This is a genomic window from Aromatoleum aromaticum EbN1, assembly GCF_000025965.1.
GTDB lineage: Bacteria > Pseudomonadota > Gammaproteobacteria > Burkholderiales > Rhodocyclaceae > Aromatoleum > Aromatoleum aromaticum.
On sequence record NC_006513.1, the window covers coordinates 3,033,766 to 3,053,043 of the forward strand.

The window sequence follows — 19,278 nt, forward strand, 5'->3', positions numbered from 1 at the left end:
GCATCGCTGATTCAGCAGGGAGGATGCCCGGCCACTTTCCCTACTGCTGTTTTCGGCGAGCAGGTCCGGATTCGGCCGACGTTGCTGACAATCACTTTGATTTCCTTGCCGCCGGGTGACTGCAGCGAGATGGTGACGTTCGTGCCGAGCGTCGTGCCCGAAATCGGGTCGAACCGGGTTGCATTGCGGTTTGCGCTGGCGGCGATGCCACGGAACTGTGCCCCGTCGAGCACCGTGAGCGCTCTGCCGCCGCTGGAGGGAATGGTGCATGCGTCGGGTTGTGCCGGGTCTGACAATGACGTGTCGCACTGGCTGTGATCGTGAATGCCCATCCTCCAATTGACCGTGTCTTTCATCGAGTACGTTACGAACATGGGCGCGCTCTGTTGTATCGCCTCCGTTCTCGCGTAGTGCAGTTGCGTGACGAGGAGGTCGGCCGCACCGCTGATGCGACTGGCTTCGAGGAAGCTGGCGAGGAGCGGCGGCGCAATTGAATAAAGGATCGCAGCCACCGCGATCGTCACAATGAGTTCAACGAGGGAGAGCCCATGCATTTTCAGAGTCATGACAAATATATAATTCAGCAGGCCTGATTATGCAAATCGTGTTTTTCGCGCCGCCACAAGCTTCGCCCAAGTTGGGGATCAGCCTGCCGTGCTGGTGCAATCGGGTATTCGTCGGTAACCTCTCCGGGTTGTCTCGAGAGCGGTTCGCAGGGCCGGTTCGAGGTGCAATTTCTTCTTCGAAGGTCATCGATGCGGCAGATTTCCAAGCTGTGCCGGGTTGCGGTGGCGTCTCTCGGGACGGCTTTCGCCGCGGCGTCGTTCGGCGCGGAGGTCGAGCTGGTCGGCGTGTTCGGCGCGAAGGCGGTGCTGATCGTCGATGGCGGGGCGCCGAAGACGCTGGCTGTCGGGGAACGCACGCGCGAGGGAGTCAGGTTGATCGAAGTCCGGGGCGAGACGGCGGTCGTCGAGGTGGATCGCACCCTGCGCCGGATTGCGCTCGGGCAGGCGGTGCTGCGCGCCGACGGGCCGCAAGCGGCGTCGGCGACCGTCAGTCTTTTTGCCGATTCCTCCGGCCATCACTTCGCGAACGGCATGATCAACGGGGCCGCGGTGCGTTTTCTCGTCGACACCGGCGCGAGCATGGTGTCGATCGGGTTGTCGGACGCGCGGCGCGCCGGCATCGACTACCGTCGCGGCATACCGGCCCGCACGCAGACCGCAAGCGGGCCGGCGATGGTGTGGAAAGTGCGGCTCGATACCTTGCGCGTCGGCGATATCACGGTGCACGGCGTCGATGGCCTGGTGCATGAAAACGACCTGCCGTTCGTGCTGCTCGGGATGAGTTTTCTCGGCCGCATGGACATGCAGCGGGACGGTGACCGGCTCGTGCTGCGCAAGCGCTACTGAACGCCCCCGGGAAACGGCATTGCCGTTTCAGTCCGCGAACGGGGCAAGAAAATCGGGGACCGCCGGGCGTTTTCTGGAGAGGTACGACGAGTGATCGAAAAGAAGCTCATGGAAGCGGCATTCGATGCCGAGGGGCTGCGGCGCAGGTTTGTCGATGCGCCGGAAATGGCGCCGGTGCGCGAAGAGGGGGCACAGCGCGGGGAGTTCCGCCCGGCCGCGGTGCTGGTGCCGGTGGTCCTGCGCCCGGAACGGCTCGCGGTGCTGCTGACGCGCCGCACCGATCATCTGCATCATCATCCGGGCCAGATCAGCTTTCCCGGCGGGCGGGTCGAGAAGGCGGACGTCTCGGCGGTGATGACGGCGTTGCGCGAGACGGAGGAGGAGACCGGTCTCGATCCGGAACGCATCGAGCTGCTCGGCGAGCTGCCCGAGTACTTCACCGGGACCGGCTTCAGGATCACGCCGGTGGTCGGGCTCGTGCATCCGCCATTCGAGCTCAAGCTCGACACGTTCGAAGTTGCCGAAGCGTTCGAAGTGCCGCTGGCGCATTTCCTCGATCCGGCGAACCACGAGCGCCACACCATGGAGTACCAGGGCCGGATGCGACAGTATTACGCGATGCCGTACGAAGGGTATTTCATCTGGGGTGCGACGGCGGGAATCCTGGTGTCGCTGTACCGGTTCCTGGGCGGATCGTGAACGGGGACTGCGTGAATCGGCGCCCCGTTGCCGGGGGGTGGCGGTTCAGATCAGGAAGGGGCCAAGAGGTCGGTGATCGTATGGCGGAGGGTAGATAGTTTCGCTTCGACGACGCCCCATACGAGCTTGTCGTCGACCGAATCAGGGTGCATAGACCGTTTCTCGCGTCTGCAGGACACGATCCCGGAAATAAGGGTTGGTCATCGCGCTGCTCGTGACGAGATCGATCGGGCGCCCGAACAGCAGTTCCAGTTCTTCGTGCAGGGTAAGCCACGCCTCAGCGTACTTGGCAGGGGGACTATCGTTGAACTCAACCAGGAAGTCGAGATCGCTGCTGGACGGCGAATAGTCGCCGCGAACCCCTGAGCCGAAAAGATCCAGGCGCTGAACCCCGAGCGATCGGCAAAGTTCGGCGATTCGTGCGCGTTGTGACTCGACGAGAGCAATCACTGTCGTCTTCATGAGGGCCTGGGGATCGAATGAAGTTTAGCCTATGCGCGTCAGTCGCTGGTGCGATAGACGAACTGCTGCGTGGGAAGGGGTGGAAAATCCATCGGTATCGGCTTGCCAGTTGACGTTGACGTCAACGGACATTATGTTGCGCCCTCGTACGCCCGCGTCCGGGCGGCATTCACGGAGAGTCTCGCAATGAAGATCGAAAATGGCGTGTTCGTCGTCACCGGGGGCGGATCGGGGCTGGGGGCGGCGACTGCGCGGATGCTGGTCGGGGCCGGAGGCAAAGTGGTGCTGGCCGACGTGAATCGTGACGCGGGCGAGGCGCTGGCGGCCGAGCTGGGCGCCGCGGCGGCGTTCGTCGCGACCGACGTGACCGACGAGGCGAGCGCGAAGGCGGCGATCGATCGCGCGGTGTCCGGCTTCGGCGCACTGCACGGGCTGGTCAATTGCGCCGGCATCGCTCCGGCCGAAAAAGTCGTCGGCCGCGAGGGACCGCATCGGCTCGAGTCGTTCGCGCGCACGATCACCGTCAACCTCATCGGCAGCTTCAACATGATGCGCCTCGCGGCGGACGTGATGACGAAGGCGGCGCCGAACGACGAAGGCGAGCGGGGCGTGATCGTCAGCACCGCGTCGGTCGCCGCCTATGACGGCCAGATCGGCCAGGCCGCGTATGCGGCGTCGAAGGCGGGCGTCGTCGGGCTGACGTTGCCGGTGGCGCGCGAACTGGCGCGCTTCGGCGTACGGGTGATGACGATCGCGCCGGGGATCATGGAGACGCCGATGCTGATGGGCATGCCGCAGGAAGTGCAGGATTCCCTCGGCAGGACCGTGCCGTTCCCGTCGCGCATGGGACGGCCCGCGGAATACGCCGCGCTGGTGCGCCACATCATCGAGAACGCCTACCTCAACGGCGAGACGATCCGCCTCGACGGCGCGATTCGCATGACCGCGAAATGAACTGAAGCGGACGGCGTCGCGGCGACGGTGAGCGGCGTGCGCGACGATTGCGGCTCTTCGGGAGCTGACGTGCCGCAAGTTTTGCTGCACTGCAATAGCGGCGGGACGTCAAGTGTGCTAAAAGACGTTTCGCTGCCTGACCGGACGGAGGGGGCCGCCCGCTCGCCGCCCTTGCCGCCCTCGGTGTTTCCCTGATGAGCGCTTCCGAAATCGAGTCTGTCCGAGCATCGTTGCCTGAGCAGGACTGCTATCACTGCGGCCTGCCGGTCCCGCCCGACACGCACCATTACGTGACAATCGACGGCGCGTCGCGGCGCATGTGCTGCGTCGGCTGCGAGGCCGTCGCCGAGTCGATCGTCGCGAACGGACTCACTGATTACTACCGCCATCGCGACGCGATGCCCGAGCCGCAGAAGGAGGCGCTGCCCGCTGAACTGCAGGAACTCGGGCTGTTCGATCATCCCGATTTCCAGAAAACCTTCGTCCAGCCGATCGGCGAGCACGAGCGCGAAGCGGCGCTGATCCTCGAAGGCATCACCTGCGCCGCGTGCGTGTGGCTGAACGAACAGCATGTCGCGCGCCAGCCGGGCGTTTCGCTGGTCGAAGTCAACTATGCGACCCGGCGTGCGCGGGTGCGTTGGGACGAACGGCGCGTCAAGCTGTCCGAGATCCTCTCCGCAATCCAGGCGATCGGCTACCGCGCGTATCCGTACGACGCGGAGCGCTCGGAGCAGATCGGCAAGCGCGAGCGGCGCTCGATGCTGTGGCGCGTCTTTGTCGCCGGCTTCGGCATGATGCAGGTGATGATGTACGCGTTCCCGGCGTACATCGCCCCGGAAGGCGACCTCGCGCCGGACATTGCGCAGCTGATGCGCTGGGCGAGCCTGCTGTTGACGCTGCCGGTCGTGCTGTATTCCGCGGCGCCGTTTTTCCAGCGGGCGTTGCGCGACCTGAAGCTGCGCCGCCTCGGCATGGACGTGCCGGTGGCGCTCGGAGTCGGCAGTGCGTTCGCGGCAAGCCTGTGGGCGACGCTCGTCGGGGGCGGCGAAGTGTATTTCGACTCGGTGACGATGTTCGTGTTCTTCCTGCTGTGCGGGCGCTATCTGGAGATGGTGGCGCGCCAGAAAGCGGTGCGCGGCGTCGAGGAGCTCGGCAAGGTACTGCCGGCGTTTGCCGAGCTCCTGCCCGCTTGGCCGGCGCCCGACGGCGAGCGCGTGCCGGTGTCGCAACTGGTGCCGGGCAACTTCGTGCGGGTGCGTCCCGGTGAAGTCATGCCCGCCGACGGCGTCGTCGTCGACGGACGCAGCGAGGCGAACGAGGCGCTGCTGACGGGCGAGAGCCTGCCGGTGCCGAAGTTTGCCGGGAGCCCGGTCACCGGCGGCAGTATCAACATCTCGAGCCCGCTGACGGTGCGCGTCGAGCAGGTCGGCGACTCGACCCGTCTCGCGGCGATCCGCCGCCTGATGGAGCGCGGTGCGAGCGAAAAGCCTCGCCTCGCGCAGCAGTCGGACCGCTTCGCGGTCGTGTTCATCGTCGCGCTGCTGGTGCTGGCGTTCGCGACGGGTCTCGCGTGGTACTTCATCGAACCGGGGCGGGCGCTGTGGGTGTTCGTGTCGGTGCTGGTGGTCGCGTGTCCTTGTGCGCTGTCGCTGGCGACGCCGACGGCGCTGACGGTGGCGACCGACGCGCTGGCCCGAATGGGAGTGCTGGTGACGCGCGGCCACGCGATCGAGACGCTCGGGCGCGTGAACCACTTCGTCTTCGACAAGACCGGCACGCTGACGCGGGGGCGGATGAGCCTCGAGGAAGTCCTGCCGCTCGGCGAGCTTGGCGAAGCCGAATTGCGCGTGCTGGCAGCGGCGCTCGAGCGCGATTCCGAACATCCGGTCGGCGAGGCACTGCGCCGCGCCGGGGGTGACGACGTGCTGCCCGCGGTCGATGAGGTCGTCGCGCAAACCGGGCAAGGCATTGCCGGGCGAATCGATGGCGTGCGCCATGCGATCGGGCGGACGGCCTACGTCGCGGCGCAACTGGACCTCCCCGAGCCGGCGCGCTGCGGGGAGTTTGAAGGGCGGGGCGGCTCGATGATCGCGCTCGGCAGGACGGGCGAATGGCTCGGTCTGTTCCGCCTCGCGGACGTGCCGCGCGAGGAAGCCGCGCAGCTGACGACGAAGCTTCTCGCAGAGAAAGTGCGCATGACGGTGCTGAGCGGCGATTCGCCCGGCGCGGTCGATGCGGTCGCGCAGGGTCTCGGCATCGACGACGCGCACGGCGCGCTGACGCCGCAGGGCAAGCAGCAGTTCCTGGCGAAGCTGCAGCGTGCTCCCGGGGCAGTGGTGGCGATGGTCGGCGACGGCGTCAATGATGCGCCGGTGCTTGCCCAGGCCCACGTGTCGGTGGCGATGGGCGGCGGCACCGAACTCGCCCGCAACGAAGCCGACATCGTGCTGTTGAGCGAAAATCTCGCCGGGCTGGGGCGCGGGCTCGACCTTTCGCGCCGCACGCTGCGGATCATCCGGCAGAACCTGTGGTGGTCGTTCGCGTACAACTTCACTTCGGTGCCGCTCGCGATGGCCGGCCTGGTCACGCCATGGATGGCGGGCATCGGCATGGCCGGAAGCTCGCTGCTCGTCGTTCTCAACGCGCTGCGCCTGCAGCGCCAACCGCGCAGCGGGGTTCGCTGATGGAAAGCCTTTACATCCTGATTCCGCTCTCGGTCGTGCTGGTTTTCGTGATCGGCGTGATTTTCTGGTGGTCGCTCAAGTCAGGGCAGTACGACGATATGGAAGGGCCGGCGTACCGGGTGCTGATGGACGACCGCGATGCGCCGCCGCCTGCCGAGAAGCAGCCGGACGGCACCGACCGCGAGCAGCCGAAGTGAGCCGGCACATCACGGGGCTGCAGGGACATCCTTTGTTGACCTTGATCAAAACTTCATCCGGGCGAGATGGGCATACTTTTCCCATGGTTTTTACGGTTGTCGCCGCGAGGTTTCGGGCGGCATTCCGGCAACTGGTATTCATGTCTCTCTGTTGGGGTTGGGGGTGCGTTCGATACGCACCCTTTTTTTTGCCTGCGATTTTCACCATGTTGCGAACATGGTTTTTTTGCACGATTGGCGCTCCATGTGCTTCCGCCCGATTGCGCGGTGCAATATAATGTTGACCTAAGTCAACGGCCGGTCAGTGGGGTTGTGCATTGACGCGTTCGCCCGGGCAGCTGGTGCGTGGATGATTGCAGACCGGGGCAAAGGTTTTTCATCAAGGGGGCAGTTACATGCAATCGCAAGCGACTTACAACTACAAAGTCGTGCGCCAGTTCTCCATCATGACAGTGGTGTGGGGAATCGTGGGCATGCTGGTCGGCGTGATCATTGCGGCACAGCTTGTATGGCCGGAACTCAACGTCGGGGAATGGTTCCACTTCGGCAGGTTGCGTCCGCTTCACACGAACGCGGTGATCTTCGCGTTCGGCGGCTGTGCGCTCTTTGCGACGTCGTATTTCGTCGTCCAGCGCACCTGCCATACCACGCTGTTTGCGCCGCGCCTTGCAGCTTTCACGTTCTGGGGCTGGCAACTGGTCATCGTGCTGGCCGCGATCACGCTGCCGCTCGGCATCACGAGCAGCAAGGAGTACGCCGAGCTCGAATGGCCGATCGACATCCTGATCGCGGTGGTGTGGGTGTCCTACGCGGTCGTGTTCTTCGGCACCATCGCCAAGCGCAAGACCTCGCACATCTACGTCGCGAACTGGTTCTTCGGCGCGTTCATCCTGACCGTCGCGCTGCTGCATATCGTCAATAGCGCAGCGCTTCCGGTGACGCTCACCAAGTCCTATTCGGCGTACGCCGGCGTGCAGGACGCGATGGTGCAGTGGTGGTACGGCCACAACGCGGTGGGCTTCTTCCTGACCGCCGGCTTCCTCGGCATGATGTATTACTTCGTGCCGAAGCAGGCCGAGCGCCCGGTGTATTCGTACCGCCTGTCGGTGGTGCACTTCTGGGCGCTGATCTTCACCTACATGTGGGCGGGCCCGCACCATCTGCACTACACCGCGCTGCCCGACTGGACCCAGTCGGTCGGCATGGTGTTCTCGCTGATCCTGCTGGCGCCGTCGTGGGGCGGCATGATCAACGGCATCATGACGTTGTCCGGCGCGTGGCACAAACTGCGCACCGACCCGATCCTGAAGTTCCTGATCACCGCGTTGTCGTTCTATGGCATGTCGACCTTCGAAGGCCCGATGATGTCGATCAAGACGGTGAACGCGCTGTCGCACTACACGGACTGGACTGTCGGTCACGTCCATTCGGGCGCGCTCGGCTGGGTCGCGATGATCTCGATCGGCTCGATGTATTACCTCCTGCCGCGCATGTACGGCCGGACCGAGATGTATTCGACGGGCCTGATCAATGCCCACTTCTGGATCGCGACGATCGGCATCGTGCTGTATATCGCGTCGATGTGGATTGCCGGCGTGATGCAGGGGCTGATGTGGCGCGCGACGAATCCGGACGGCACCCTTACGTACTCGTTCGTCGAGAGCGTCAAGGCGAGCTACCCGTTCTGGTCGATTCGCCTGGCAGGGGGAGTGCTCTTCCTGACCGGCATGCTCATCATGTTCTACAACATGGTCAAAACGATGGCCGGCCACCGCGCGTACGACGCTCCCGTCGTGCTTCCCGCCGCTGCGCACGCCTGATCGGAGAAACGTGACATGGCCAAATCCAAATCGAATCACGATTTCATCGAGCGCAGCGTTGGCTGGCTGATCGTGCTCACGCTGCTGACGGTGAGCGTCGGTGGTCTCGTCGAGATCGTCCCGCTGTTCTTCCAGAAGTCGACGACGATGCCGATCGATCGCCAGGGCAACCCGCTGAACGTCAAGCCGTACGATCCGGTCCGGCTCGTCGGGCGCGACATCTACGTCCGCGAAGGCTGCTACAACTGCCACTCGCAGATGATTCGCCCGTTCCGCGCCGAGACCGAACGCTACGGCCACTACTCGGTCGCCGGCGAATTCATCTATGACCGGCCGTTCCAGTGGGGCTCGAAGCGGACCGGCCCCGACCTGCAGCGCGTCGGCGGTCGCTACTCGGACGAGTGGCACCGGGTGCATCTAAACAATCCGCGCGATGTCGTGCCGGAATCGAACATGCCTGCGTTCTCGTGGCTCGAACGCCCGGTCGAGGCGGACGACATCGAGCAGAAGATGCAGGTGCTGCGCACCCTCGGCCATCCGTATTCCGATGAGGAAATCGCGGGGGCCCGGGCAGCGCTCGAAGGCAAGACCGAGATGGAAGCGCTGATCGCGTACCTGCAGGGGCTGGGTACCGCGCTTTCGAACTTCAAGTGACGAGCAGGAGAAGCGCCGTGGATATCAACGATTTGCGATCCCTCATCACCGTACTCGGCATGGCCTGCTTCCTGGGTATCTGTTTCTGGGCTTACAGCAAGCGTGCCCGGGCCGGATTCGATGAAGCGGCGCTGCTTCCCTTCACCGACGATGATGCGCCGGTGCCACATGCTGCCCGGCAAGCCAAGGAAGGATGAAAAATGGCTGACTTTGTTAGCGGCTTCTGGAACATGTATGTGATGGGCCTGGTGGCCCTGAGCCTGCTGTTCTGCCTGTTCGTGCTGATGTCGAACAACAAGCGTGAGACCGGTCCGGTCGAGTTGCACGGCCACGTCTGGGACGAAAACCTCGCCGAATACAACAACCCGCTGCCGCGCTGGTGGTTGTACCTGTTCTGGCTGACGCTGGTTTTCGCAGTGGTCTACCTGATCCTGTATCCGGGATTCGGCAACACGAAAGGCGTGCTCGGATGGGCGTCGGTCGGGCAGTACGAAACGGAAACCCGGAAGGCGGAAGAGCGGTACGCGCCGATCTTCGCCAAGTACCAGGGCATGGATGTGGCGGCAGTGGCGGCGGACCCGGAGTCCCGCGGGATGGGACAGCGGCTGTTCGTGACCTACTGCGCCCAGTGTCACGGCTCGGACGCGCGCGGGGCGAAAGGCTTTCCGAACCTGACTGACAAGGCCTGGCATTGGGGCGGTGATCCCGAGACGATCAAGGCCACTGTCACCAACGGGCGAATCGGCGTGATGCCCCCTCTCGGTCCGACGCTCGGCGCGGACGGCGTGAAGAATGTCGCGAACTACGTGCGCTCGCTGTCCGGCCTCGCACACGACTCGTTGCGCGCGCAGCGCGGTGCCGAACTGTTCCAGCAGAACTGCGCGGCGTGTCACGGCGCAGAGGCGAAAGGGACGCCGGCGATGGGCGCTCCTGATCTTTCCGATGACGCATGGCTTTACGGCTCTTCGGAGGCGACGATCATGGAAACGGTCACGAAGGGCCGGATGAACCGGATGCCGGGATTCGGCGAATTCCTCGGCGAGGCGAAAGTGCATCTGCTGACGGCGTACGTGTACGGCCTCTCGAACAAGCCGGCGCAGTAAACCGTTTCGGGCAGCAGCGATTCCCCGGGGGCGACCCGGGGAATTCAAGCCCGGGAAATTAGAATTTACGGATATAGCGATATATGACCGCCCCGATACCTCTCCGGAAGTTTCCTTCCCCCCGTGACAAGTCGGCTGCCGAGTCCGACGAACTCTATGCTGCGCGGAAGAAGCTCCACGTGCGTTCGGTGAGCGGTCGCTTTGCGACCTGGCGCTGGATCCTCGTGTGGTTTACGCAGATCCTCTATTACGGCCTGCCCTGGCTCACGTGGAACGACCGGCAGGCAGTGCTGTTCCACCTGACCGAGCGCAAGTTCTACATCTTCGGCTGGGTGTTCTGGCCGCAGGACGTGTTCTACCTCGCGATCCTGCTGATCATCTCCGCTTTTGCGCTGTTCTTCTTCACCGCGATCGCGGGGCGGCTGTGGTGCGGGTACGCGTGTCCGCAGACCGTGTACACCGAAATATTCATGTGGATCGAGGAGAAGATCGAAGGGGATCATCTCAAGCGCAAGAAGCTGGACAGTGCGCCGTTGGGAGCGCGAAAGCTCGCGATCCGCTCGGCGAAGTACGGCGCATGGATTCTTCTGTCGCTGTGGACCGGCTTCACGCTGGTGGCGTATTTCACGCCGCTCGACGAGTTGCTCCAGGCGGCGAAGACGCTGAGTTTCGGACCGTGGGAAATGTTCTGGATCCTGTTCTACGGCGGCTTCACCTACCTTTTTGCCGGAGTGATGCGCGAGCAGGTCTGCAAGTACATGTGCCCCTATGCGCGCTTTCAGAGCGTGATGTTCGATGCCGACACCCTCGTCATAACTTATGACCAGGAGCGCGGCGAGCCGCGGGGCTCGCGCAGAAAGGGCGTCGCACCGCGCTCGTCCGGGTTGGGAGACTGCGTGGACTGCGGGATCTGCGTCCAGGTGTGCCCGACCGGAATCGACATCCGGCAGGGCTTGCAGTACGAGTGCATCGGTTGCGCGGCGTGTATCGACGGCTGCGACCAAGTGATGGACCGGATGGGCTATCCGCGTGGACTGATCCGTTATTCCACCGACAATGCGATCAAGCAGCACTGGAAGCGAAAGGAAATCATCGCGCACGTGCTGCGGCCGAGAACGCTGATCTACAGCGCGATCCTGACATCCGCCTGCATCGCGCTGCTGTGGGGCCTGGCGGCCCGTTCGGACCTGCGGGTGGACGTGATCCGCGATCGGGCGACGCTGGCGCGGGAGGTCGAAGACGGCTTGATCGAAAACGTCTACCAGCTGCAGATCATGAACATGCTCGAGACGCCCCGCGTGTTCGACATCGCAGTGTCGGGTCTGGAAGGGATTCGCATCGACGGTATCCGGCAGGTGAGGATCGCTCCGGCGTCGACCGAATCCGTGACCGTGCATGTCAGAGTGCCGCCCGAATCGGGTGCGCCGGGTTCGCACGAAATTGTCTTCGACGTCGACCTGAACGGTGATCCGTCCGTGTCGGTGCAGGAAGACACGACTTTCCATTTGCCTCGCTGAAACGGGATAGATCGAATGCGTACAGTGACCTTGTCGAAAAACATTCAGCCGTGGTACCAGCAGGGCTGGCCATGGTTCCTGATCGCAATCCCGGCGACCGCCGTCGTTGCGGGTGCGGTGACCTTGTGGCTGGCGATCAGCAGCTGGGACGGGCTGGTGGTGGACGATTACTACCAGCAGGGCAAGACAATCGAAAAAACCATCGGGCGCTCGATCCGCGCCCGCGAAATGGGCCTCGTCGCCGATTTCCGGCTTCGTGCCGAGGAGGTCAGCGTTCGGCTGGGCGCCGCTCAGGGAATCCCCTTGCCTCCGACGGTGGTGCTGACGATCGCCCATCCCACACGGGCGGGGCAGGATCAGAAGCTCCTGCTGAAGGGGCGCGATGGGACGTTCGCCGGTGCTGTCGTCCCGCTATCGACAGGTCGCTGGCTGATTCAGCTCGAGGACGAGGCGCAGACGTGGCGTCTCAGTGAAACCATCCTCGTGCCGACGGGCGCGGAGATCCGGATAGTGCCCGCGGATTCGTAACTGACTGGCGAAGGGGGTGTGAATTGCTGAAATGGATCCAGGTCCTGTGGCTTTCGTTTCTCGTCGCAGGCATTGCCGAGGCGGTTTTCTTTACGGTTGTCGATCCCAAGACCCTGTATTTTCTCGGCGAACCTGTTGAATATTCGCTGACGGCCACTTATTCGATCGGGTTTTTCGGTTTCTGGATCGTCTGTGCCGTCTCCAGCCTGGCAACGCTGTTTCTGCTGCGCAGTCCGGAAGAACTGAACCGGCAACAGCCCTAGCTGACTGCAGCGAGACCCGCGGCCGGCGGGCTTCGCCTGCCGGCTGTCGATCTCAGCGGTACACGAGTACGGGAATATTGCTGTGGGTAAGCACTTTCTGCGTCTCGCTGCCCAGCAACAGGCCGGCAATCCCGCGGCGCCCGTGTGAAGCCATGAAGATCAGGTCGCAGCCGTGCCGCTTCGCCGCGTCGATGACTGCTTCGTACGGCACCTCGTTCACGATCGTATCGGTGTCGGCAGCGACACCTTCGCTATCTGCCACTGCTTTGGCCTTGCCGAGGATCTTCCTCGCTTCCTCTTCGGCCGATTTCGCGAACTGATCTGGCGTGGTCGGATCGATCAGCGCGCCCTCGCCGTAGATCGGCATCGGAAAATCGGGCTGCGCATAAAAGAATGTGATCCGCGCGCCGGCATCCTTGGCGAACAAAACTGCCCGTGCGACAGTGCCTTCCGACAGCGGCGAGCCGTCGGTGGGGACGAGAATGTGCTTGAACATCGCGCTGCTCCCTCGGTTTTTGAATGGACGGTTGATTATAGCCACGTCGGACGCGATGACGCGCTGCGGGCAGCGGCGGACGATTGACACAGGTCAACCAGCATGAAGGGATATGAGAACAAGCTATCCGCATTGCGGGAGGTGTTATGGACCTGACATTTTTCGGCGCCGCCGGCGAGGTTACCGGATCGTGCGCAAGAGTGCACCACGCGGGTGGCATGTTCCTCGTGGATTGCGGCATGTTCCAGGGTGGCCGCGATGCGACGCGAAAGAACCTGCAGGCACTCGATTTCGACCTCCGTGAAGTCGATTTCGTCATCTTGACCCACGCCCATCTCGATCATTCGGGGCTTGTGCCGCGGCTGGTTTCGCTCGGTTACCGGGGAAAAATCTATGCCACTGCCGCCACTGTCGACCTTCTCGGCGTGATGCTGCTCGATTCGGCGCACATACAGGAGAAGGAGGCGGAGTGGGCGGTCCGCAACAACCGTCGAAAGAACGTGCGGCACGGCTGGTCGACCGCGCCGCTATATACCGTCAACCAGGCGCTCGAGAGCCTCGCGAGCCTGCACAAGGTTGCCTACGACGAAGAGATCGTTCCGCACTCCGCCGTGCGCTGCCGGTTCCGCGATGCAGGCCACATCCTGGGTTCGGCGATCATCGAAATCGATGTCGAAACGGCCGGGACTTCACGCAGGCTGGTTTTCAGCGGCGACCTGGGGCGACCGATGCGACCCGTGCTGCGGGATCCGGTGAAAATCCTGCGGGCGGATTATCTGTGCATCGAGTCGACGTATGGCAATCGTTCCCATCGTCCGATCGAGGCTACCGAGTCGGAACTCGTCCACGTCCTGCGCGACACGCTGGAGCAAAGGCGCGGCAACGTGATCATTCCGGCCTTTGCCGTAGGGCGCACGCAGGAGGTGATCTTTGTTCTTGCCGATCTTGTCAGGGCGGGGAAGATCCCGCGGCTCGAAGTCGTCGTCGATTCTCCGATGGCCTCGGCCGTGACGAAGCTGACCCTGCAGTACGATGAGCTGTGGGACGAGGAAACCCGATCCCTGCTCGTCTGGATTCGCGCCCATCCGGAAAGGATCAGCGTGCGCTTCGTCCAGGACGTCGAAGACTCGATCGCATTGAACGCACAGGCCTCAGGGCTGGTCATCATCTCGGCAAGCGGCATGTGCGAAGCCGGGCGTATCCGTCATCACCTCAAGTACAACGTCGGCCGCAGCGAATGCAGCATCGTGATCTGCGGCTTTCAGGCGGCAGGGACGCTGGGTCGCCGGCTGGTCGACGGGGTACGCACGATCACGCTGTTCGGTGAGTCCATCGCAGTGCGTGCGCAGATTCATACCATCGGAGGACTCTCGGCCCATGCAGACCAGCCGGGGCTGCTCGAGTGGCTCGGGCACATCGAAGAGGCGCCGCGTCGAACGTTCGTTGTTCACGGCGAACAGGAAGCCGCGTCGGCGTTTGCCGATGCGCTCGCCTCGCGGTTGCACTGGGCCGGGATTACGATTCCCTCGGCGGGACAGACCTACGCGCTCGATTGAGCACGATTTTTTCGGCTGCGCGATTGCAGCATCGGGCGATTCGCTCCATAGAACGACGAGATGATGAGCATGGATTCAGTCAGAAACGCAAAGCCCTCCGGTCCCCTCACGCCGCCGCAGGCAGTGCGGCGGACGCTGCACGAGATTCACGGCCACGTCGAAGGCACTGTCGATCCCCTCGGCGTCGCAGCGCCGATCGTGCATGCGCAACTCGCCTGGTTTGCGCATCCGCAGGAATTTGCGGAAAGGGTTGCCGGCCTGTCATCCGAGCTTTGGCGTCTGCAGGAGCACTCGTGGCGCCGCCTTATGGGGCTGGCGAATCCCGATCCGGTCAGCCCGAATGCCGACGACGAACGCTTTGCCGACCCGGTATGGACCGATGTAGCGTCCTGGGACCTGGTCAAGGAGTGGTATTTGGCAGTTACCCACCACATGCAGGACATGCTCTACGATTCGCCCGGAATGTCCGGCAAGGAGCGCCGCAGGGCTGCTTTCTGGTGGCGACAGTGGATCAATGCGGTGGCGCCGACGAACTTCTATGCGACGAACCCCGTCGCGATGCGCAAGGCTACGCAGACCTGCGGCGCGAGCCTCTTGCGCGGATACGGCATTTTTCTCGGCGACCTGCGGGCGGGGAACGTGCGCATGACCGATCCGCACGATTTCGACGTCGGCAGGAACTTGGCGACGACGCCCGGCGCGGTCGTCTTTCGCAACGATCTGCTGGAAATCATTCATTACGCCCCGACTCGGGCCAAAGTGCATGCCGAGCCGGTCGTGATCGTCACGCCCTGGATCAACAAGTTCTACATCCTCGACCTGGCCCCGAGGAAAAGCATGATCCGCTTCCTCCTCGACCAGGGGCTGGATGTGTTCATCACGAGCTGGAAGAACCCGGACGCCGGGATGCACGATGTGGGGTTCGACGGTTACCTGCAGGACGGGGTTCACGCGGTTGTCGAGACCGCCCGGCGCTTTACCGGTGCCGCGCGGGTGCACGCCGTGGGCTACTGCATCGGCGGGACAGCACTGTCGATGTACATGGCGTGGGCCAATCGGCGTTTCCCGCCGGAAGACGTTCCGGTGGCGGACTGGACGTTGCTGGCGACGCTGGTGGATTTTCGCAAACCCGGCGACATCGAAGTCTTCATCGACGAGGGAAGCATCCGCTATCTGACCGCCAGCATGGCGCGCAAGGGGTTCCTCGACGGCAAGGAGATGGCTTCCGCGTTCCGCCTGTTGCGCTCCAACAGTCTCATCTGGCACTACGTCGTCCACGGCTGGCTGTATGGCGAGGCGCCGCCGCCGTTCGACGTGCTGTACTGGAACATGGACACGACGCGGATGCCGTGTGCGATGCATTCATGGTATTTGCGCGAACTCTACCTGCACAACCGGCTGATCGAGCCGAATGCGCTGACGGTGGCGGGCGAGCCGATCGATCTCGCCTGCATCACGCAGCCGCTGTACGCCGTCGCCACAGAGGACGACCACATCGCGCCGTGGCACGAGGCTTATCGCGTGAACAACTTCGTCACCGGACCGAAGCGCTATGTGTTGTCGAGCTCGGGGCACATCCTCGGTATCGTCAATCCTCCCGTGACTCCGCCGAAGCGCAAGTACCGTGTCGCCGACGCGCACCGGTCTGACGCTGCGGAAGCGTGGCACGCGAAAGCTGTGGAAGAGGTTGGCAGCTGGTGGACCGACTGGATGAACTGGCTCACGCCGCGATGCGGAGAGCTGGTCGAGGCGCGGGCGGCGGCATCGGAAGCATATCCCCGCCTCGAGGATGCGCCCGGGAGCTATGTTCTCGAGCATTGAGCTGGATCCGTCCCGCGGTTTTTCCGGTTGCCGCCGCCTGTTCACGGGCTTCTTTATGCAATTGACCCGAGTCAAGGTGAGCACTTCGGGCGCTGGGGAGAATACTTCGGGCGTGCAAGCCCGCCAGCTTTTGCGATCAGCCCTGGTAATGGGCGAGGCCGACGGGATCGTGCAAGGCGATGTGCTTGCCGTGGACGGTGATCAGTCCTGCATTTACGAGGTCGTGAAAAATTCGCGAGAGTGTTTCGGGAGTCAGGTTCAGACGCGAGGCAATGACCTGCTTGCTGGTCGGCAGCTGGATGTCGCGAGCGCCGGTGGCGCCGTCCTGCTCGACTTGCTGCAGCAGATAGCCGATCACGCGCTGGGTGCTCGAGCGTAACGAATAGATTTCGACGTCCTGGATCATGCTGTGCAACCGGATGGCCATGCCCGCCAGCAATTTGCGTGCAAAGCTGGAGTCCTGGTCGATCAGATCCGAGACGACGGCTTGCCCGATGTGCAGGAGGCGGGTGGCCACGAGTCCTTCGGCGAAAACGGGATACGGGCGGTTCAGGAACATCACCGCTTCACCAAAGCTGTTCATCGGGCTGATGATCTCGACCACCTTCTCGTTGCCCTGGGCCGACGAAACCGCGAGTTTCATCTGCCCGGAAACGACGAAAAAGAAACCATGGACCGGGTCGCCGCGCTGGAACAGGACTTCACCTTTTTCCAGCGTGCGTTCCCGGGTGTAGCGGGCAACCCGGTCGATGTCGTCGGCGGAAAGTTCGCTGAAGAACGAAATCTGACGCAGCAGGGTGGGGATGTCGGCAGTGGGGTTGGGCATCTTGGCCTCCAGCGGAAACAACTGGGCATTCTACCGTGTCGGACCCTTGGCCCCGGAATTCCCGGCAGTAACGGCCCGGATAGGAATTCACTGAAGGAACGCAGCACCATGCAGACTCAAACCAAGGCCGCGTCCGCGCCGCCGATTCTTTTCGCAGCGCCGCACCGGGCGATGTTCTTTTCCGGTGGTGTGATGTTGCTCGTGGCCTTCGTGTTGTGGGCATTCGAGCTCGTGAGCCGCGTTGGTGCGGTGGCGCCGCTGGCGTGGACGCTTCCGCCGGGCTGGATGCACGCGTTACTGGTCCTCGCCGGTGTGTTCCCGTTGTTCATGTTCGGTTTTCTCCTCACCGCGATGCCCCGCTGGCAGGGCGCGCAGGACGTGCCCGTGACAGTCTGGCTGCCACCGTGGCGTCTGCTCGTCGCCGGGTGGGCGGTCGCAATCATCGGATTGTGGATTCCCGGCCTGCTCGCGGTCGGCCTGCTGCTGGTGCTGGCCGGGTGGGGCGGTGTTTTGCGGGTGCTGTGGGGTGTGGCATTCAACGACAATCCCGATTCGCTGCACGCCCGACTGGTGACCACGGCGCTCGCGGCAGGTGCCTTCGGAGTGCTCGCCTGGTTCGTTTTCGCGATCACCGGTGACGGCGTCTGGGGGCGTGTGGCCATCGGCCTCGGAGTGTGGTGGTGCCTGCTGCCGGTGTTCTTTACGGTCTGTCACCGCATGATTCCGTTTTTTTCCAGCAACATCGTCAAGGATTACGTCGTTGTCCGTCCGCGCTGGGCGCTCGGCATCGTGCTGGGGGCGAGTGTCATCCACGGCGCGCTGGCGATGGCGGGATTCGGTGCGATGACGTGGATCGTCGATGCGCCGGCGGCGGCGACTGCGCTGTGGCTGTCGGTGCAATGGCGCCTCATCCCGGCGTTGCGCGTGCCCCTCTTGGGGATGCTGCACATCGGTTTCGCGTGGCTCGGGATCGCTTTCCTGCTGTCGACGCTGCAGGGCGTCGCTGCGCTGTTCGGCCATGCATGGCTCGGCCTCGCGCCGCTGCACGCGCTGGGTGTCGGATTCTTCGGCTCGGTGCTGCTGGGAATGGTGTCGAGAGTGACTTTGGGACATTCGGGCGGCAAGCTCGTGGCGGACAAGCTGACGTGGTCGCTGTTCCTCGGGCTCGAACTCGTCGTGGTGGTGCGCGTGGCCGGCGAACTGGTGCCGCCTTCCTGGTCGAGCGGCGTGATGCTCGCGGCGGCGCTCGGCTGGATCGGCGTGTTCGGCTTGTGGGGAACCCGCTATCTGCCCGTTTATCTGCGCCCGCGCAGTGACGGCCGGCCGGGGTGAAGTGCGGTGTACGCTGCGATCAAACACCTGCACATCCTATGTGCGATGCTGAGCGGGTCGGGATTCCTGCTGCAGGGGATCTGGATGATGCGGCGCAGCCCGCTGCTCGATCACCGCGCGACCCGCGTTGTGCCGCACGTGGTCGATACCGTGTTTCTCGCCAGCGCGATCACGCTCGCCGTGCTGAGCGCGCAGTACCCGTTCGTCGCTCCGTGGGTCACGGCGAAGGTGATCGGGCTGGTCGTCTACGTGGTGCTCGGCTACATAGCGCTGCGCGGTGGCGCGACGATGGGCATACGCATCTTCGCGCTGATCTGCGCATTGCTCGTCTTTTCATGGATCGTGTCGGTCGCGTTGACGAAGAATGCGGCCGGCTTTCTTGTTCTTACCGGAGCTTTCTGATGGCTGATTCCCTGATACCCGTTGCTCCCGGCCTGGAAACGCCGCTCGAAATGCTCGAAGCCTGCCACGGGCGTCTGCAGGCGCAGCTCACGACACTGTCGCGCCTCGCGGCGTGGCTGCCCGAGCATGGCGCCGACCGACAGGCACAACAGGCAGCAGCCAACGTGATGCGTTACTTCGACCTGGCTGCCGTCAATCATCATCTCGACGAGGAAGACGACCTGTTCCCGGTTCTGCGCGCGCGTGTCGATGGCGGGCGCCGGGAAGCGCTCCACGAGCTGATCGACTGGATACTGGCGGACCACCAGGAAATGTTCGCGGCGTGGGCGGCAATCCGGGCGAAGCTCGATCCGATTTCCCGCGGCGAGCCGGCGCAACTGTCGGCTGCGGAGGTCGAGCAGTTCACGGCTCGTTACCGACGCCACATGGAGCGCGAAGAGGGCGAACTGCTCCCCTATGCGCGCGAGTTGTTGACGGAGCAGGACGTTGCCGCCCTGACTGCGACGATGACCGCGCGACGGCGGCAGGACGCGCCGCCGCGCAGTTCCTGAT

General features: G+C 63.7%; 21 protein-coding genes. 17 read left to right on the top strand and 4 right to left on the bottom strand.

What is annotated here, in order from left to right:
• Window positions 1-11: 11 nt before the first annotated feature.
• A complete protein-coding gene (locus tag EBN1_RS14470; RefSeq protein WP_011238712.1) occupies window positions 12-566 on the bottom strand; it encodes a GspH/FimT family pseudopilin in 555 nt (184 codons plus the stop codon).
• 189 nt (window positions 567-755) lie between these two features.
• Here EBN1_RS14470 and EBN1_RS14475 point away from each other — a divergent pair, with 189 nt between their 5' ends.
• Both EBN1_RS14475 and EBN1_RS14480 read left to right on the top strand, forming a co-directional pair.
• Window positions 756-1,412: a retropepsin-like aspartic protease family protein gene (locus EBN1_RS14475; protein ID WP_041646425.1), complete on the top strand. Its 657-nt coding sequence runs from the start codon at window positions 756-758 to the stop codon at window positions 1,410-1,412.
• Between the two features lie 90 nt (window positions 1,413-1,502).
• Window positions 1,503-2,111 carry a CoA pyrophosphatase gene (locus EBN1_RS14480; RefSeq protein WP_011238714.1) on the top strand — a complete coding sequence of 203 codons (609 nt, stop codon included), beginning with the start codon at window positions 1,503-1,505 and terminating at the stop codon, window positions 2,109-2,111.
• Between the two features lie 141 nt (window positions 2,112-2,252).
• Here the strand turns inward: EBN1_RS14480 and EBN1_RS14485 are convergent, their stop codons facing one another.
• Window positions 2,253-2,573, bottom strand: coding sequence for a nucleotidyltransferase family protein (locus EBN1_RS14485; protein WP_041646427.1), 321 nt, complete (start codon window positions 2,571-2,573; stop codon window positions 2,253-2,255).
• Window positions 2,574-2,759: 186 nt separating this feature from the next.
• On the opposite strand from EBN1_RS14485, the gene EBN1_RS14490 reads away from it, so the two are divergent.
• The 10 genes from EBN1_RS14490 to EBN1_RS14535 all read left to right on the top strand — a co-directional run bounded on the left by EBN1_RS14490 (window position 2,760) and on the right by EBN1_RS14535 (window position 12,293).
• A complete protein-coding gene (locus EBN1_RS14490) occupies window positions 2,760-3,527 on the top strand; it encodes a 3-hydroxyacyl-CoA dehydrogenase (RefSeq protein WP_011238716.1) in 768 nt (255 codons plus the stop codon).
• Between the two features lie 194 nt (window positions 3,528-3,721).
• A complete protein-coding gene (locus tag EBN1_RS14495) occupies window positions 3,722-6,211 on the top strand; it encodes a heavy metal translocating P-type ATPase (protein WP_041646428.1) in 2,490 nt (829 codons plus the stop codon).
• A complete protein-coding gene (ccoS, locus tag EBN1_RS14500) occupies window positions 6,211-6,408 on the top strand; it encodes a cbb3-type cytochrome oxidase assembly protein CcoS (RefSeq protein WP_041646430.1) in 198 nt (65 codons plus the stop codon). Before EBN1_RS14495 ends, ccoS begins: the two co-directional genes overlap by 1 nt.
• 395 nt (window positions 6,409-6,803) lie before the next feature.
• Window positions 6,804-8,228 carry a cytochrome-c oxidase, cbb3-type subunit I gene (ccoN, locus tag EBN1_RS14505; RefSeq protein ID WP_011238719.1) on the top strand — a complete coding sequence of 475 codons (1,425 nt, stop codon included), beginning with the start codon at window positions 6,804-6,806 and terminating at the stop codon, window positions 8,226-8,228.
• Window positions 8,229-8,243: 15 nt separating this feature from the next.
• Window positions 8,244-8,882, top strand: coding sequence for a cytochrome-c oxidase, cbb3-type subunit II (gene ccoO / locus EBN1_RS14510; protein WP_011238720.1), 639 nt, complete (start codon window positions 8,244-8,246; stop codon window positions 8,880-8,882).
• A gap of 17 nt (window positions 8,883-8,899) precedes the next feature.
• The gene (locus EBN1_RS14515; RefSeq protein ID WP_011238721.1) at window positions 8,900-9,079 is read left to right on the top strand and encodes a CcoQ/FixQ family Cbb3-type cytochrome c oxidase assembly chaperone; all 180 of its coding nucleotides are present in this window, start codon (window positions 8,900-8,902) and stop codon (window positions 9,077-9,079) included.
• 3 nt (window positions 9,080-9,082) lie between these two features.
• The gene (gene ccoP, locus EBN1_RS14520) at window positions 9,083-9,985 is read left to right on the top strand and encodes a cytochrome-c oxidase, cbb3-type subunit III (protein ID WP_011238722.1); all 903 of its coding nucleotides are present in this window, start codon (window positions 9,083-9,085) and stop codon (window positions 9,983-9,985) included.
• Between the two features lie 83 nt (window positions 9,986-10,068).
• The gene (gene ccoG / locus EBN1_RS14525; RefSeq protein ID WP_011238723.1) at window positions 10,069-11,502 is read left to right on the top strand and encodes a cytochrome c oxidase accessory protein CcoG; all 1,434 of its coding nucleotides are present in this window, start codon (window positions 10,069-10,071) and stop codon (window positions 11,500-11,502) included.
• 15 nt (window positions 11,503-11,517) lie between these two features.
• On the top strand, window positions 11,518-12,030 hold the full coding sequence (locus EBN1_RS14530) for a FixH family protein (RefSeq protein ID WP_011238724.1): 513 nt from the start codon (window positions 11,518-11,520) through the stop codon (window positions 12,028-12,030).
• Between the two features lie 23 nt (window positions 12,031-12,053).
• Window positions 12,054-12,293, top strand: coding sequence for a hypothetical protein (locus tag EBN1_RS14535; RefSeq protein WP_011238725.1), 240 nt, complete (start codon window positions 12,054-12,056; stop codon window positions 12,291-12,293).
• Between the two features lie 52 nt (window positions 12,294-12,345).
• Here EBN1_RS14535 and EBN1_RS14540 read toward each other — a convergent pair whose 3' ends face one another.
• Entirely contained in the window at window positions 12,346-12,789 is a 444-nt protein-coding gene (locus EBN1_RS14540) for a universal stress protein (RefSeq protein ID WP_011238726.1), read from the bottom strand.
• A gap of 146 nt (window positions 12,790-12,935) precedes the next feature.
• Between EBN1_RS14540 and EBN1_RS14545 the strand changes: the two genes are divergently transcribed.
• Window positions 12,936-14,345: an MBL fold metallo-hydrolase RNA specificity domain-containing protein gene (locus EBN1_RS14545; RefSeq protein ID WP_011238727.1), complete on the top strand. Its 1,410-nt coding sequence runs from the start codon at window positions 12,936-12,938 to the stop codon at window positions 14,343-14,345.
• A 69-nt stretch (window positions 14,346-14,414) separates the two neighbouring features.
• Window positions 14,415-16,166: a PHA/PHB synthase family protein gene (locus EBN1_RS14550; protein ID WP_011238728.1), complete on the top strand. Its 1,752-nt coding sequence runs from the start codon at window positions 14,415-14,417 to the stop codon at window positions 16,164-16,166.
• Between the two features lie 136 nt (window positions 16,167-16,302).
• Here the strand turns inward: EBN1_RS14550 and EBN1_RS14555 are convergent, their stop codons facing one another.
• Entirely contained in the window at window positions 16,303-16,992 is a 690-nt protein-coding gene (locus EBN1_RS14555) for a Crp/Fnr family transcriptional regulator (protein ID WP_011238729.1), read from the bottom strand.
• Window positions 16,993-17,100: 108 nt separating this feature from the next.
• On the opposite strand from EBN1_RS14555, the gene EBN1_RS14560 reads away from it, so the two are divergent.
• From EBN1_RS14560 to EBN1_RS14570, 3 genes are read left to right on the top strand one after another with little or no spacing between them, the layout of a single operon-like run.
• Entirely contained in the window at window positions 17,101-18,324 is a 1,224-nt protein-coding gene (locus EBN1_RS14560) for an NnrS family protein (protein ID WP_011238730.1), read from the top strand.
• 6 nt (window positions 18,325-18,330) lie between these two features.
• The gene (locus tag EBN1_RS14565; protein ID WP_011238731.1) at window positions 18,331-18,726 is read left to right on the top strand and encodes a SirB2 family protein; all 396 of its coding nucleotides are present in this window, start codon (window positions 18,331-18,333) and stop codon (window positions 18,724-18,726) included.
• Window positions 18,726-19,277: a hemerythrin domain-containing protein gene (locus EBN1_RS14570; RefSeq protein WP_011238732.1), complete on the top strand. Its 552-nt coding sequence runs from the start codon at window positions 18,726-18,728 to the stop codon at window positions 19,275-19,277. The genes EBN1_RS14565 and EBN1_RS14570 overlap by 1 nt, the downstream gene beginning before the upstream one ends.
• Window position 19,278: the final 1 nt, after the last annotated feature.

What these genes read in the sequence shown, in the direction of transcription:
- EBN1_RS14470 (WP_011238712.1), bottom strand. Translation starts at nt 566, where the DNA reads ATGACTCTGAAAATGCATGGGCTCTCCCTCGTTGAACTCATTGTGACG.
- EBN1_RS14475 (WP_041646425.1), top strand. Translation starts at nt 756, where the DNA reads ATGCGGCAGATTTCCAAGCTGTGCCGGGTTGCGGTGGCGTCTCTCGGG.
- EBN1_RS14485 (WP_041646427.1), bottom strand. Translation starts at nt 2,573, where the DNA reads ATGAAGACGACAGTGATTGCTCTCGTCGAGTCACAACGCGCACGAATC.
- EBN1_RS14490 (WP_011238716.1), top strand. Translation starts at nt 2,760, where the DNA reads ATGAAGATCGAAAATGGCGTGTTCGTCGTCACCGGGGGCGGATCGGGG.
- EBN1_RS14495 (WP_041646428.1), top strand. Translation starts at nt 3,722, where the DNA reads ATGAGCGCTTCCGAAATCGAGTCTGTCCGAGCATCGTTGCCTGAGCAG.
- ccoS (WP_041646430.1), top strand. Translation starts at nt 6,211, where the DNA reads ATGGAAAGCCTTTACATCCTGATTCCGCTCTCGGTCGTGCTGGTTTTC.
- ccoN (WP_011238719.1), top strand. Translation starts at nt 6,804, where the DNA reads ATGCAATCGCAAGCGACTTACAACTACAAAGTCGTGCGCCAGTTCTCC.
- ccoO (WP_011238720.1), top strand. Translation starts at nt 8,244, where the DNA reads ATGGCCAAATCCAAATCGAATCACGATTTCATCGAGCGCAGCGTTGGC.
- ccoP (WP_011238722.1), top strand. Translation starts at nt 9,083, where the DNA reads ATGGCTGACTTTGTTAGCGGCTTCTGGAACATGTATGTGATGGGCCTG.
- ccoG (WP_011238723.1), top strand. Translation starts at nt 10,069, where the DNA reads ATGACCGCCCCGATACCTCTCCGGAAGTTTCCTTCCCCCCGTGACAAG.
- EBN1_RS14530 (WP_011238724.1), top strand. Translation starts at nt 11,518, where the DNA reads ATGCGTACAGTGACCTTGTCGAAAAACATTCAGCCGTGGTACCAGCAG.
- EBN1_RS14540 (WP_011238726.1), bottom strand. Translation starts at nt 12,789, where the DNA reads ATGTTCAAGCACATTCTCGTCCCCACCGACGGCTCGCCGCTGTCGGAA.
- EBN1_RS14545 (WP_011238727.1), top strand. Translation starts at nt 12,936, where the DNA reads ATGGACCTGACATTTTTCGGCGCCGCCGGCGAGGTTACCGGATCGTGC.
- EBN1_RS14550 (WP_011238728.1), top strand. Translation starts at nt 14,415, where the DNA reads ATGGATTCAGTCAGAAACGCAAAGCCCTCCGGTCCCCTCACGCCGCCG.
- EBN1_RS14555 (WP_011238729.1), bottom strand. Translation starts at nt 16,992, where the DNA reads ATGCCCAACCCCACTGCCGACATCCCCACCCTGCTGCGTCAGATTTCG.
- EBN1_RS14560 (WP_011238730.1), top strand. Translation starts at nt 17,101, where the DNA reads ATGCAGACTCAAACCAAGGCCGCGTCCGCGCCGCCGATTCTTTTCGCA.
- EBN1_RS14570 (WP_011238732.1), top strand. Translation starts at nt 18,726, where the DNA reads ATGGCTGATTCCCTGATACCCGTTGCTCCCGGCCTGGAAACGCCGCTC.